Raw genomic sequence first — 14,517 nt, 5'->3', positions numbered from 1 at the left:
CATATGGCGCAAATACGCCATATGTTGGACACATTAAATTTTATTGATAAATAATTTTGAAGTTAGCAACAGTATCAAAACGACCTGTTGTTGCTTTGTTATTAGGATCTTCGTTACCTTTCACATAAGCTTCGAAATGCAGAGTTGTTTCTGAACCATCACCGTTATTTAGGTCATAGCCATTACCAGTACCTGGGAATGGTTTACCGAATTCAACGATTTTGCTTCCACCATCAGTGATAACAATACCCGCGTTCTGTACTTTACCTAAACCAAGTAATTCACCGGTAAAGCCTGTGAAACCAGAAATTGTTCCACCCGTAAAGGTGATTTTTGCGTTTTTGTACGTTTCAGTTGAGCAATTTTTCAGCACGATATCAAATGGACGGCTATCTGAACGGAACTTACCAGATGTTAATTCGTGTAATGCGATTTCACCAAAACGAACAGTTTGATTCAGGTTATCATCATCAATTGAACAAGGTACATCATTGATGAAACCAGTGAATTGAATTTTACCTTGTGAGCTTTCAACTGGAGCAGGATCATCTGCCATCGCAGTCATAGAAACACCCATAGTTAAACCTAATGCCAAACTTACCGCTAATTTATTAAATTTCATAAAGATTTCCTTTAGATATGTAGGAAGTAGCACTCTCTATCCTAATTAATTCCAAAAAAATGAACCCATAAGCGCATTTTCGATTAGAATTAGCATTAGTCAGATTTTCCTTATTCCACTAGTACCTTTTAGGAAGAGATTTTTTTAAAATAAATAAATTAATCCATTTAATTTATTTTTATAAAAAGAAAAAAATTGAAATATTCAATTCATCACTTTAAATATGGAATATTTAATGAGGTAAAATCCTTTTTTCTCCAACCTTTTTCAACGTTGAAGTAAGTAATCAATATATATTCCACAAAACTCAAACAGAACAAAACAGAACTCAAAACTGGATTACTCGTATTTTGGTCACCCATATTTTCTATAGACAATCCTACACAAACGATATTTTTTGTCAAAACTAAACAAAATAAGATGAGCAACCAGTAAATTATGCTGTTATTTTCTTATTTTCAGTTCCAACCCCTTAAAAAAGGCAGCGCCAACTCCTAAAAGTAGTAATAATTAGAAAAATATATATAAAAATGTAAGTTTATATTTATAAAAATTTAATAATTTTTTCTAAAAAGAAAGCCGCCTTATTATAAAGAAATACGTATCACTAGAAAAAAACAACAAAAATCAGTATGAAAACCTAATAAATTAGAATTAAAAAATAAAAAACCAATGAAAATTAAAATAAAAACCTATATTAAATAATGCAGATAAGAAAACTCCCAATTGAAATGTGTTACTGAAGATTACTTTTTAAATTTAAAGTTACACTTCACTTGTTATTATTTTGTATTGGTTTTGTTTTTATCGTGATAATAAATTACTTATTGCACCAGAGTATAATGGTGCCATTTATAACCCTATTTCACTCACTTTTAGTAACATGCTTAAAATACAATATTAACGTATATTGTGAGATGTGATTTATTTATTTGAATATTAAATGGTTGTGATTTTTTCCTAATACGCTTTTTTCTAAGCCTCACTTTTTATTCATTCTCATTTCAGTCTCTATGTATCATAAAGTTATGGTAAACTTGTCTTCACTATCATTGGGATTTTTGCTGTGGGGTCAACGACCATGAAAATAATGAGTGAGGATAAGCTGCTAGTGATGGCCGAAAGAATTTGCCAATCAAGAGGTGTTAGGCTAACGCCTCAGCGGGAAACCGTTCTACGGCTAATAGCGCAACAACACGGTGCAATAAGTGCTTATGACCTGCTCGATTTGCTGCGTGAAGTCGAGCCTCAAGCCAAGCCACCAACAGTCTATCGTGCGCTTGAATTTTTAATGGAACAGAGCTTTATTCATAAAATCGAATCGACAAATAGCTATGTTATCTGCCATCACTTTGACAATCCTAGCCATATCTCAGTCATGTTGATTTGTGATCATTGCGGTGGCGTAGCAGAAAGTGATTGCGGAACCATAGAAGCTGCTATTTTAGATTTAGCTAATCAAAATCAATTTCAACTCCGTCATACCGTCGTTGAGAACCATGGTTTATGCCGAGTATGCAGTGAGTTAGCTAGCTGTAAAGACCATGAGCATTGTCATCATGACCATGAACAACCTATTAAGACAAAGAAAAAGTAATCACTAAGACAATAAAATAGACAAAACACACTATAGTAGAGCGTAATATTTTATTTTATGTCTCTTAATAAGTCGGGTGCACAGATAAACTCACTAATGAGTAAAAGAAAGGTATCGCAGGCAGACTCCTAAAATAGATACATAGTAAATCTGCCAGCAATATTTTTGAGGGTATTTTATGGCGCTAACATTAGCACCAGTCACCATTACGGATCACGCCAACCGCTAGCCCTTCAATTGTAAAATTCTGCTGACGCAGATCAACAATAATCGGAGCAAATTCTGCATTTTCAGCGATTAACTCAACACGGTTACCTTGCTGCTTAAAGCGTTTCACAGTCACTTCATCTTCAATACGTGCAACAACCACTTGCCCATTACGGACATCTTGTGTTTTATGCACAGCTAAAAGGTCGCCATCCATAATCCCAATGTCCTTCATTGACATACCATTAACACGTAATAAAAAATCAGCATGGGGCTTAAATAGAGCAGGATCCACTTGATAATGACTTTCAATGTGCTCTTGAGCCAATAGAGGTTCGCCAGCAGCAACACGTCCAATCAAAGGAAGCCCCTGAACTTCAGCATCATTTTCTTCTTCAAGTAGTAAACGGATACCACGAGAAGCCCCTGAAACAATCTCAATGACCCCTTTACGTGCCAAGGCTTTAAGGTGCTCTTCTGCCGCATTAGGCGAACGAAAACCAAGGCTTGCTGCTATTTCAGCGCGTGTAGGTGGCATACCCGTCTGAGAAATGTGATCGCGCACCAGATCATAAACCTGCTGTTGTCTAGCCGTCAGTGCTTTCATCTCGTTCCCCTGTTTGTTTATACAGTCAGACTGTGAGTATATACAGGTAAATGAAGTTTTGAAACACTTAAATCACTGAAGTGCCATATTTGTTGAAAGCTCATCAAGGATTTATCGATTTGCGACAATTTCTACATTAGCCAGCAAAATAGTGTTGCCATAAAACGGTTGCCCAAATAACCAACGCGAGTCCAATGGTCACAAACACCGCGGCAGAACCGATATCTTTAGCTCGACCAGACAATTCATGATATTCACTGCCCACGCGATCAACCACCGCTTCAATTGCACTATTCAGTAATTCAACAATCGCCACCAGCACAACAGAACTGATCAACAATAATCGATCGATATAACTCACATCCAACCACAGCGCGATAATGACGGCAATCAATGCCGCAACAGATTCCTGCCGAAAGGCCGCTTCATTAATCCAAGCCGCCTTTAATCCTTTAAGGGAATACCCCGCAGCCTTTATTACACGAGTCAATCCCTTAGTTTGGTTCGCCATATTTATTCCTCAAAATTACAAACAATAATCATTTTTTGCGGTCAAAGTTAATCATTTGCCAGTTGATTTCTGGTATGCTTGCGAAGCATTGTTAACAAGAGGCTATAATCATTTATGTCACTATGGCGTAAAATATATTACAACACGTTGAATTTACCACTTAAATTACTGGTAAAGAGTAAACTCGTTCCAACAGACCCGATATCAGAACTGGAATTGGACACCAGCCGGCCCACGTTATACGTGTTGCCTTATCATTCCAAGTCTGACCTTTTAACATTACGTCACCAATGCTTATCGATCGGTCTACCTGACCCGTTGGTCGATAATGACATTAATGGCACTAAATTACCGGCCTATGTCTTCATTGATGATGGTCCGAGAGTCTTTCGCTACTACTCACCAAACCCACGTAAAGAGTCAGTAAGAATATTCCATGCATACCTAGACTTGCATCGTAGTAATCCGAATCTCGATATTCAAATGCTACCTGCATCCGTGATGTTTGGTCGTGCACCTGGACGAGAAGGCCATACACCGGCTCCCCCCTTACGCTTACTCAACGGTATCCAAAAATTCTTTGCCGTGATTTGGCTTGGGCGAGATAGTTTTGTCCGTTTTTCGCCAACCGTATCCATGGGAGTGATGGCGCAAGAGCATGGTACCGATACGATTATTGCGAATAAACTAGCACGTGTTGCCCGTATCCATTATTCACGTCAACGCCTCGCGGCGGTTGGTCCGAAACTGCCTGCCCGCCAAGATCTTTTCAATAAGCTATTAACCTCAAAAGCGATTGAAAAAGCGGTTGAAGATGAAGCACGTAGTAAAAAAATTCCACTGAAGAAAGCACAGCAAAATGCCGTCAATATGATGGAAGAAATTGCGGCTAACTTCTCTTATGAAGCAATACGCTTGACGGATAGAGTATTAGGCTGGACTTGGAACCGTTTATATCAAGGGATCAATGTTCAGCATGCGGAACGCGTTCGTCAGTTAGCGCAAGATGGCCATGAAATTGTGTATGTGCCATCACATCGTAGTCATATGGATTACTTATTGCTTTCTTATGTTCTGTATCATCAAGGGTTGGTCCCCCCTCATATCGCGGCAGGTATCAACTTAAACTTTTGGCCAGCAGGTCCAATTTTCCGCCATTTAGGCGCTTTCTTTATACGCCGTACGTTTAAAGGAAACAAACTTTATTCGACCGTATTTCGTGAATATCTCAGTGAGCTGTTTGCACGGGGTTATTCCATTGAATACTTTGTTGAAGGTGGACGCTCTCGCACAGGTCGCTTGTTGCAACCCAAAACAGGCACACTGTCGATGACACTACAGGCCATGCTACGTGGTGACTCTCGCCCTATTACTATCGTACCGATTTATATTGGTTATGAACATGTCATGGAGGTGGGGACCTATGCAAAAGAGCTACGAGGTGCTGAAAAGGAGAAGGAAGGCTTCTTTTCGATGGTACGAGGCCTGCGTAAATTACGTAATTTAGGTCAAGGCTACGTTAATTTTGGCCAGCCGATTTCGTTAACACAGTATTTAACGAAACATGTGCCTCATTGGCGTGATTCTATCGATCCTATTGAGCCTCAAAGACCAAGTTGGTTAAACCCTGTTGTGAGTGGTTTGGCCGATAATATTATGGTGAATATCAATAACGCAGCGGCTGCCAATGCGATTAACCTTTGTTCAACGGCACTACTGGCTTCACGTCAACGCTCTCTAACGCGTGAACAACTGATTGAGCAAGTCGAATGTTACCTGCAATTATTACGTAATGTTCCTTATACTGCGGATACAACGACACCCAATAAAACCGCCGAGCAATTGTTAGAACATGCTTTGCAGATGGATAAATTTGAAGTCGAAAAAGATAGCATGGGGGATATTATTATTCTGCCTCGTGAAAATGCTGTTTTAATGACCTATTATCGCAATAATATCCATCACCTTTTGGTCTTACCATCACTGATATCAAGTATTGTGCTACACCATGAGCGCATCAGTCGCCAAGATATCCACTATCAGGTTGGGCAAATTTACCCGTTCCTCAAAGCGGAACTATTTATGCGCTTTGATAACGAATCTTTGATAGAGGTCGTTGATACTTTAATTGATGAACTCAACCATCAACAGTTGGTATGCGTGAAAGAAGACGGCGTCGTGGTACTCAATCCTCGTCGTATTCGACCGTTGCAGCTACTCGCCGCAGGTGTCCGTGAGACATTACAACGCTATGCGATTACGCTTTCTCTACTCAATGCGAGCCCTGAAATTAGCCGTAATACCTTAGAGAAAGAAAGCCGCATGCTTGCTCAGCGACTTTCTGTGCTGCATGGCATTAATGCACCGGAGTTCTTTGACAAAGCTGTCTTTTCAACTTTAGTGGAAACACTCCGAGAAGAAGGCTATATCGATAACGATGAAAACGACATTTTTACGGCCAACGCGAAAAAACTGTATTCTGTTATTTCACGTTTAATGTCGCCAGAAATACGTTTAACTATCGAAAGCGTCAGCCAGCCAGAAGAGCGTTCTGCTGAGAAAGAACCCGCAAAAGAAGATTAGTTAGTTTACTCTGCAACCCTAAAATAAGGGGGAATGTGTCTAACATTCCCCCTTATTTGTATCCATCCCGTCAGCTATACCGACTTAGCCCAAAATCACATACCGCTTCATCAAGACCCACTTAAATAGGAATATGTCACTTGTTGAAGGTGCTGACGATAAGCGTTCTTACCGTTTCTGAATGAAAACCTATTATTTTAAGGATCAATATTCCTGACAGAAAACGAATTCAACATATCGCGACGTGATTTTGAATTAATAGAAGAAAACGTCAATCACCTAAAGACACATTGGCTAAGAGGTTGTGAATTGATTAGTGCAAATGAACATAGCCAATAATACGCGGCTTGGAATATGACGAGTATAAAAAAGTGATCTTAATTGATAATACATTCCCCTTCCTTAATTCATCCCACCGTTTCTGACTTCCTATTTAATCCAAACAAGTACGTTCTCATTATTAGCCTGAATATATACATTACACGTCAAAACGAGACAGCAATATTGAGTCAGGTTTTAATATCCACAAACCAAATAAAGCACAGACTTATATAGCAATCAATTATAGATACACAACTCAATATCTGCCTATCGCACTTTATTATTGGTGTTTAGCACTCTGGAGCGTTCAGCTATCGTTATTGTTTAAATAACCTAATAACTGATCTCTCTAAGTAAGGTAATTAGCATTTATTACCCAGCTATCCGCAATGGAAATACCTTCCTAAAGGAAGGAATAAAAGGAATAGATCAATGATTTTTGGTATTAACCATCACAGTATCAAATCATCTCAGAGGCACTTATTACTTCCCGTTTTACTGTCCGTCTCCATCATGCCCGCAGCGACAGTATTTGCGACGGACTTTGTGGGTGAGGTGGAAGTGAAACCTTACTATTTGCGAGCAGGAGAGACCGTTTACAGCGTGGCTCATCAGTATGATCTGACCGTGGAGGAACTGAAAACCCTGAATCAAATGCGTCAGTTTCCCCGCGCTTTTGAACAGCTATCGGCAGGAGATGAAATTGATGTTCCAAGCACACACGCAATAAAGGCAGCTAACAAAAAAGCGACAACAAAAGAGCAGGCTGACCAACAAGATCATGAAATACAGAACTGGTTGTCTCGTACTGCTCCCGACTTTTTTGAGTCTATGAACACACAAAGTCCTAACGAGTATCTTTCCAGACAAGCCAAAAATATGGCCGTTACCAAAGCCTCATCAACCGTAGAAAACTGGCTGAATCAGTATGGCACTGCACAGATTGGTGTGCAGCCGGGAGACAAACTGTCACAGAGTACCCTATCTGCTGACATGCTGCTCCCCCTGTATCAAAACCCGGATTGGCTCGTCTTCACCCAGTTCGGTGGGCGAAACCTTGATGAGCGCACCACGCTAAACTTAGGGGGTGGAGTTCGTCGATTCAATGACCAATGGATGTATGGTGTAAACACCTTTTATGACATCGATATTACTGGTAATAACCGTCGAGCCGGTATCGGGGGAGAGTTGTCGTCCGATTACCTACGTTTCTCTGCTAATGGTTATCTACGACTCAGCAACTGGCATCAGTCACGGGATTTTGACGACTATGATGAACGACCAGCCAATGGGTTTGATATGACCGCCAGTGGCTGGTTACCGTCTTATCCACAGCTTGGCGGCAAACTGAAATATGAACAATATTTCGGGGATGAAGTGGCGCTAAAAGATAAGGATACGCGTAGTCAGGCTCCAAAAGCGATCACGGTGGGAGTGAACTATACCCCTTTCCCATTGGTCACCCTCGGCGCTGACTGGCGTAAAGGAAACGGAAGCGATGAACTTCAGCTGCAAGCAAAACTGACCTATTCATTAGGCGTGCCTTGGAAAGATCAAGTGTCATCTGCCGCAGTAGCGAATCTACGCACGCTCTCAGGCAACCGTATGGCACTGGTAGAGCGTAATAACAACATCGTGCTCGAATACCGTAAACAGGAACTTATCAGTCTGATACTGCCACAGGTCATCCGCGGCCGTGGCGCTAGCCAGCAGTTAGTCAACGCCATTCTGAACGCAAAATACGGCGCTGAACGCGTGGAATGGGGAATGCTTAGCGCATTCTCATCCAAAGGCGGGAAAGTGCAGTCTGCTGGCAAAAGTCTGACTGCTTGGCAGATACGCCTACCAGCTTGGCAAGCGGGGTCAACGAATACCTATACCCTGAGTGCCAGCGCATGGGATGGAAAGGGAAATGCGTCAAAACCGGTCTATGTCACGATCATCGTGGACGCTGGGCTTTCTAACCGCTACTCACGTCTAACAGTGGGGTCAGATTCACTGAATATCGCTCAATCCGAAATATTGACTCTGACGATGCGAGATGAACAAAACGCACCGGTAACGGGGCTGGCTTCCTCTATTCAGTTGCCATTTACCTTCAAAACAAAGAAAGATGGGCCATCCCTGTCGCCTTCGCAAAGTGGCATTAAGTTGGCGGCATTGAAAGAAACGGCTCCCGGTGTTTACACCACCACCATAACAGCTGGAAAGCTTCCCGGTACTCTTACCCTGACCCCACAGGTAGATGGTATCAGTATCGCGTCGACGACAGTAGAAGTGATGGCAGCCCCCGTGGGGATACAGATATTTCGAAACGGTACCGCCATGACAGGGCATCCTGTGGTTGGTGATGTCCTGACTGCCACCCCAGACTGCCAAGATAACTGTATTTTGCCAACCGCGTGGCAGTGGGAAGTAGAGACAACTCAAGGGTCAGGACAGTATCAGCCTATAAGTGGCGCGACAGCCATTACGTATACCGTTACGACAGAGATGCAAAAGCGCAGACTGCGAGTAACGGCACAATAAATACGCCCATCGGGCATTTAAAAATATGAGGTAACAATCAGATGAACAAAAATCAGCAACCAAACCTAATAGCAGGCAAAGGCAAACTCGCTCTCCTGATAACGGGTGCAGTTCTGAGCATGGCTGTCAGTACGCCTGTACTCGCAGCCTCCACGACTACTCCTGTCTCGGTGACCTCCCCCGCGACAAAATCGGTTATCGGTCATGCGCCAGTTCTGAAAACAGATGGGCAAATCAAAGCCAATGACAAAAACGGTGACAATGTTTTAGGAGAAAATGACACTTTGGAGGCTTCAGGCTTTGCGTTCGACGATGCAGATGGCGATAAAGTCACCATTAGCTATGAGTGGCTTGCAGACGGAACAACGATTCCAAGCGAGACCAGTGACAAGCTAATACTGACAAATAAGTTGCTGGGGAAAACTATCACAGTCAAAGCAATTGCGCACACTGATCCAAATGCTACCGATCCCGCAGAGAGCAAACCCGTGGGAGCGAAAACCTACCTAGATATTAAAGGAACCAAGCTACCGGACGGTAGCGGAATTACAACAGTGAATGGTAGTGTCGTGAAAGCCGTGACCATCTCCGGTCTCACTTCAGGAAAACCAGAGGTTGGTAAAAAGCTGACAGCAGATGTTACCTGTCATGGCACTTGTGACAGTAGCAAATTGACTTACCAGTGGCAGATTGAGAATGCGGCGGGTTCAGGCTTATACAGTAATATTCCGAGCGCAACCACGAAAGAGTACACCGTTAAGGGTACTGACCAGAAACGAAAAATTCAAGTTATCGTCTCTAACAAATAATCAGTATGAGCCGCGGCGGGTTGCTCCCGTTGCGGTCATTTTTATCACAAACGACGACACTAGAAGAGGATATTCATGAAATGGCTAAGAGGACAAAAATCAACCATCTTATTTGTCTGGTAACACTAGCAATAGGACTGATCATCGGAGGAAGTGTGTCCGCTTCTGTGAGCGAGGTTAATACAAGAACAGCTCCCGTTATAGGGCACGCACCCGTCGTGAGTGATGTGACATTTGATCAGATGACACCAGCCGTCCATGATACCGTCACGGCCACTCCAACGATAACAGATGAGGATCATGACACGCCAGTGACATCACTTTATCAGTGGCAACTGGATGGTAAAGATATTCCAAAGGCCACAGAAAATAGCTATCGACTGGTGCCCGGAGATGGCAACGGGAAAAAACTGACCATCATGGTCACACCGCAAACCGATCCTGCAATCACGGAACCAGCAACTGGCATAGCATTCACTTCATCCCCTATCATCACCCAAGGGCTGGCACCTGAGGCCGTCGCAGTGAAAATTTATGGCAAACCAGAAGTAGGACAATTGCTGACTGGATCTTATCTCTACCATGATAGTGATACCCCAAAAGACCTTGAAGATACCTCAAGCAGCGGTACCCAATTCGAGTGGATTTGTTCCCGTAGCAGTAGTAAAAAAACACTAGCAACAGCTAAGACTTATACCCTACAAGATGCAGATGTCGGGTGTGAAATTTCTTTTAACGTCACCCCTCGTTCAATCAGTGGGATACCGAATACCGGTGCGCAAGCTCAGTCAAAGGCGCTCAATGTGATTAAAGCAGTACCACCACCGGAAATTCGGCTATTTAACGGCAACCAGATAGGGGATCGTTCCGGCCCTGGATACAATATAGAAATAAATTATGTGAACCCTGGTTATGGGGCTCTTAAATCAATAGTATTTCAAGAGCATAAAGGAGGTCCAGAGAAAAATTATCCTTTAGATGAGGTTAAAGTTGGCGAACTCACTAACAGTCATTCACTTGTTACTGATTCTGGAAGCGCTATAAAGTTTGGAAAAAATGCACGAAGTAGTACAGGGGCTATAATTTCTGTTTATGCCACCCTTCATTTTCAAAATGGAAAAAGATTACAAGGCAGTTCGGGTTATATAACACTGGAGTAGCCAAGCAGCATCGTTAATTTAATTAGCAATCTGAGGGGTAATGTAAGTCGCATTACCCCTTTGACTAATCAAAAACTGGTTTACCAGTAACTGACTAAAATCCCGACAAATAAGATAAAACCCACATAATTATTATTCATAAAGGCTTTAAAACAGGGAGCGCGCTCTCTATTGACCATCAGTTTTTGCTGATAAACAAACAATAACGCAGCCAGTAATAACGAAATATAATAAGTGACGCCTAAATTGGCGAGTAGCCCAATCGCCACCAGCAAGCCAATCATAACCACTTGTAAGATACCGATGATCAATTTGTCATACTGACCAAATAAAATAGCCGTCGATTTCACACCAATTTTTAAGTCGTCATTGCGATCCACCATCGCATACTGGGTGTCATAAATCACCGACCATAAAATATTGACAAGAAACAGCAGCCAGCAAACCAGTGGTAATGATTCACTCACCGCAGAGAATCCCATCGGAATAGACCAACCAAATGCGGCCCCTAAAACGACTTGAGGTAAATGGCTAACACGTTTTACAAAAGGGTAAACCCATGCCAACGCTAATCCAGCAATAGAAAGCCAAATAGTCATAGCATTCAATGTCAGAACGAGCAAGAACGATAACCCGACAAGGCCAGCAAACAACATTTTGGCTTCTTTTTCGGTCACATCACCACTAGGTAATGGGCGATGTTTCGTGCGTTCAACATGTCCGTCAAAATGGCGATCAGCAAAGTCATTAATCACACACCCTGCTGCCCGCATCAAAAACACGCCAGCGGTGAACACAATTAGAATATGTAAACTGGGTATACTTTGAGCTGCAATCCATAGTGCCCAATAGGTTGGCCATAACAACAGTAATGAACCAATGGGCCTATCAATACGCATCAAACGGCTGTAGGCATGCCATTTACTTAGCGCCATACTTCCCTCCATTTGTCGTGCTCCTTTATTTTTTATCTTTTATATGCAGGTGATTCAGGTAAAAATAGTTCGGTTAATAATAACGGTTTTTCTGATAATCTTAATAGGGAGCGCCGGATCCATCGTAAATTTTGCTGCCCTATATGGATATAATCACGAGTAAGATTATCATGACTGAAAAGATAACGCCCTAATGGAACGGCACCAATGTCAATCAATTGACGATCTTCTCCGGTCAATGTTTCTTGAGGAATCAGGGTTCGCCCAAGCAACCACGGGATATTATCCCCATACATAATGACCTCTCGTAACCAATAATATTCACTGGGAGGCAAACACTGGACTTCTTCTTCACTTAAAGCTTCTTTGGTCACATAACGTTGTGTATAAGGCACGACGGTGACACGTTGGCAGTGCTGCTCTAAGCGCTTTGTCATTGACCCGAGTTCATATAACCAGTCTAAAATATTTTCAGGAACAAGGTTATCCGTTTCTGACAGCCAAGTTATCGGGTGAGAGGTAAAAAGCGTTTCATCCATTACTCATAATTCCACCACTAAAATATGTGGTTGTGCATCATATTGGTTCATACTATGAAGGATATCACGTTGTTTTGCTGTAAGGTTAAAGTTAGCTAACAAATTAGTTAAAAACTCACAAATTAAACATGAATTGTGAAAATTTTTTGAAATAATTTTTAATAACTAATGAGTTATCAACAATAAAAGAATTATTAATATTGAAATGACTAAACCGCAATAGCCTGCTAACTTAGCAGGCTATCACTGATAGGTTAATTAACGCCATGCTTTATAACGATTAATTAATCCATTTGTTGAACTATCGTGGCTACTGACATCATCGGTACTTTCTAGCTCTGGCAAAATACGGCTTGCCAGTTGTTTACCCAGCTCGACACCCCATTGGTCGAACGTGAAGATATTGAGGATCGCCCCTTGAGTAAAGATCTTATGTTCATACATTGCAATTAATGCACCCAATGAATAAGGCGTTATCTCTTTGAGTAAAATCGAGTTAGTTGGACGGTTGCCTTCAAACACTTTATAAGGCGCAACATATTCCATATCTGCTGGGTTTTTACCTTGTGCTGCGAATTCCGCATCAACCACTTCACGAGTCTTACCAAATGCTAGGGCCTCGGTTTGAGCGAAGAAGTTAGACAGCAGTTTATCGTGATGATCACCTAATGGATTGTGCGTTACCGCCGGGGCGATAAAGTCACAAGGGATCATTTTCGTTCCTTGGTGAATTAATTGATAAAATGCATGTTGCCCATTAGTCCCCGGTTCACCCCAAATAATCGGGCCAGTCTGATAAGAGACTTTATTGCCATTGCGGTCAATATACTTACCATTCGATTCCATATTGCCTTGCTGGAAGTAAGCGGCAAAACGATGCATATATTGATCATATGGCAGAATCGCTTCAGTTTCCGACTCAAAAAAGTTGTTATACCAAATGCCAATAAGCCCAAGTAGCACAGGAATGTTATTTTCAAAGGCGGTTTGAGTGAAATGTTTATCCATCGCATGCGCACCTTCAAGGAGTTGCACAAAATTGTCATAACCTACGGATAAAATGATGGATAACCCAATTGCAGACCATAGAGAATAACGACCACCAACCCAATCCCAGAACTCAAACATATTGGCTGTATCAATACCAAACTTAGCAACTTGTTCACCATTCGTTGATAGAGCAACAAAGTGCTTAGCCACATGCTGTTCATCTTTTGCTTGTGCAAGTAGCCAGTCACGCGCGGAATGCGCATTGGTCATGGTTTCTTGAGTCGTAAATGTTTTCGACGCGATAAGAAAGAGTGTTGTCTCTGGATTCAATGTTTTCAACGTTTCAGCTATCTGAGTCCCATCAACATTGGAAACGAAGTGCATATTGAGATGGTTTTTATAAGGTCGTAGTGCCTCTGTCACCATAAATGGGCCAAGATCAGAACCACCAATACCAATATTCACGACATCCGTAATTGCTTTCCCTGTATACCCTTTCCAGTCACCCTTAATGATACGCTCACTGAATTGATGCATCTTTTCTAATACTGCATTGACATCCGGCATCACATCTTTGCCATCAACATAGATAGGCGTGTTGTCGCGGTTGCGTAACGCAATATGTAAAACGGCACGGTCTTCCGTACGGTTAATTTTTTCGCCGCTGAACATACTTTCAATCGCACTTTTCAGCGCTGTCTCTTCCGCCAGCGCTAATAATTTGTCCAGGGTCTCTTCAGTAATTCGGTTTTTGGAGTAGTCCACCAAAATTTGGTCGCCGAATGTCGCGGAAAATTTATGAAAGCGATCATTATCTTGTTTGAACAGGTCACGCATATGAGTCTCTTTCATTTGCGAAAAATGTTGCTCTAGCGCCCGCCATGCTGCCGTCTGGCTTGGATTAATACTCTTCATGGATAACACTCTCCAAAAGATTTGAAATAAAAGTCAATTGTAACTCGCCGAGACATCTCGACCTATCAGTTTCCTGTGATCTAATCATCCTAATGATATTGGTCAATTTTTTACAATTTTTCCAGAGCTTATTACAGCCATCGAGAAAAGCGATAATCAATTAGCCATCATTAGAATTACTGATTTGTATCG

The 14,517-nt window shown here is 41.9% G+C and carries 11 protein-coding genes; 5 read left to right on the top strand and 6 right to left on the bottom strand.

Annotated elements, in window-relative coordinates:
- Positions 1-40 precede the first annotated feature (40 nt).
- The gene (locus P2E05_RS01935; RefSeq protein ID WP_154623775.1) at positions 41-622 is read right to left on the bottom strand and encodes a fimbrial protein; all 582 of its coding nucleotides are present in this window, start codon (positions 620-622) and stop codon (positions 41-43) included.
- Between the two features lie 1,081 nt (positions 623-1,703).
- On the opposite strand from P2E05_RS01935, the gene zur reads away from it, so the two are divergent.
- Positions 1,704-2,219 (top strand): zinc uptake transcriptional repressor Zur, encoded by a 516-nt coding sequence (gene zur / locus P2E05_RS01930; RefSeq protein WP_154623869.1) that lies wholly within the window; start codon positions 1,704-1,706, stop codon positions 2,217-2,219.
- A 190-nt stretch (positions 2,220-2,409) separates the two neighbouring features.
- Here the strand turns inward: zur and lexA are convergent, their stop codons facing one another.
- Together lexA and P2E05_RS01920 are read right to left on the bottom strand one after the other, a co-directional pair.
- Entirely contained in the window at positions 2,410-3,033 is a 624-nt protein-coding gene (lexA, locus tag P2E05_RS01925; RefSeq protein WP_154623870.1) for a transcriptional repressor LexA, read from the bottom strand.
- A gap of 136 nt (positions 3,034-3,169) precedes the next feature.
- Complete coding sequence (locus P2E05_RS01920) at positions 3,170-3,544, bottom strand: diacylglycerol kinase (protein ID WP_154623871.1); 375 nt, start codon at positions 3,542-3,544, stop codon at positions 3,170-3,172.
- A 114-nt stretch (positions 3,545-3,658) separates the two neighbouring features.
- Here P2E05_RS01920 and plsB point away from each other — a divergent pair, with 114 nt between their 5' ends.
- From plsB to P2E05_RS01900, 4 genes are all read left to right on the top strand, one after another.
- Positions 3,659-6,127: a glycerol-3-phosphate 1-O-acyltransferase PlsB gene (gene plsB / locus P2E05_RS01915; protein ID WP_154623872.1), complete on the top strand. Its 2,469-nt coding sequence runs from the start codon at positions 3,659-3,661 to the stop codon at positions 6,125-6,127.
- Positions 6,128-6,880: 753 nt separating this feature from the next.
- A complete protein-coding gene (locus tag P2E05_RS01910; RefSeq protein ID WP_276122986.1) occupies positions 6,881-8,977 on the top strand; it encodes an inverse autotransporter beta domain-containing protein in 2,097 nt (698 codons plus the stop codon).
- 41 nt (positions 8,978-9,018) lie between these two features.
- Complete coding sequence (locus P2E05_RS01905) at positions 9,019-9,786, top strand: ZirU family protein (RefSeq protein WP_154623874.1); 768 nt, start codon at positions 9,019-9,021, stop codon at positions 9,784-9,786.
- Positions 9,787-9,866: 80 nt separating this feature from the next.
- On the top strand, positions 9,867-10,946 hold the full coding sequence (locus tag P2E05_RS01900; RefSeq protein ID WP_154623875.1) for a hypothetical protein: 1,080 nt from the start codon (positions 9,867-9,869) through the stop codon (positions 10,944-10,946).
- An 80-nt stretch (positions 10,947-11,026) separates the two neighbouring features.
- On the opposite strand, the gene ubiA is transcribed toward P2E05_RS01900, so the two are convergent.
- From ubiA to pgi, 3 genes are all read right to left on the bottom strand, one after another.
- Positions 11,027-11,881, bottom strand: a complete 855-nt coding sequence (gene ubiA / locus P2E05_RS01895) for a 4-hydroxybenzoate octaprenyltransferase (RefSeq protein WP_167520930.1) — start codon at positions 11,879-11,881, stop codon at positions 11,027-11,029.
- 32 nt (positions 11,882-11,913) lie between these two features.
- Positions 11,914-12,420 (bottom strand): chorismate lyase, encoded by a 507-nt coding sequence (gene ubiC, locus P2E05_RS01890; protein WP_154623877.1) that lies wholly within the window; start codon positions 12,418-12,420, stop codon positions 11,914-11,916.
- Between the two features lie 258 nt (positions 12,421-12,678).
- On the bottom strand, positions 12,679-14,325 hold the full coding sequence (pgi, locus tag P2E05_RS01885) for a glucose-6-phosphate isomerase (protein WP_154623878.1): 1,647 nt from the start codon (positions 14,323-14,325) through the stop codon (positions 12,679-12,681).
- Positions 14,326-14,517: the final 192 nt, after the last annotated feature.

The organism is Providencia stuartii (assembly GCF_029277985.1).
In the GTDB taxonomy this organism is placed as follows: Bacteria; Pseudomonadota; Gammaproteobacteria; order Enterobacterales; family Enterobacteriaceae; genus Providencia; species Providencia zhejiangensis.
This window is presented reverse-complemented; position numbering and strand designations above follow the sequence as displayed.

Coding starts and splice junctions, on each gene's coding strand:
- P2E05_RS01935 (WP_154623775.1), bottom strand. CDS start 622: ATGAAATTTAATAAATTAGCGGTAAGTTTGGCATTAGGTTTAACTATG.
- zur (WP_154623869.1), top strand. CDS start 1,704: ATGAAAATAATGAGTGAGGATAAGCTGCTAGTGATGGCCGAAAGAATT.
- lexA (WP_154623870.1), bottom strand. CDS start 3,033: ATGAAAGCACTGACGGCTAGACAACAGCAGGTTTATGATCTGGTGCGC.
- P2E05_RS01920 (WP_154623871.1), bottom strand. CDS start 3,544: ATGGCGAACCAAACTAAGGGATTGACTCGTGTAATAAAGGCTGCGGGG.
- plsB (WP_154623872.1), top strand. CDS start 3,659: ATGTCACTATGGCGTAAAATATATTACAACACGTTGAATTTACCACTT.
- P2E05_RS01910 (WP_276122986.1), top strand. CDS start 6,881: ATGATTTTTGGTATTAACCATCACAGTATCAAATCATCTCAGAGGCAC.
- P2E05_RS01905 (WP_154623874.1), top strand. CDS start 9,019: ATGAACAAAAATCAGCAACCAAACCTAATAGCAGGCAAAGGCAAACTC.
- P2E05_RS01900 (WP_154623875.1), top strand. CDS start 9,867: ATGGCTAAGAGGACAAAAATCAACCATCTTATTTGTCTGGTAACACTA.
- ubiA (WP_167520930.1), bottom strand. CDS start 11,881: ATGGCGCTAAGTAAATGGCATGCCTACAGCCGTTTGATGCGTATTGAT.
- ubiC (WP_154623877.1), bottom strand. CDS start 12,420: ATGGATGAAACGCTTTTTACCTCTCACCCGATAACTTGGCTGTCAGAA.
- pgi (WP_154623878.1), bottom strand. CDS start 14,325: ATGAAGAGTATTAATCCAAGCCAGACGGCAGCATGGCGGGCGCTAGAG.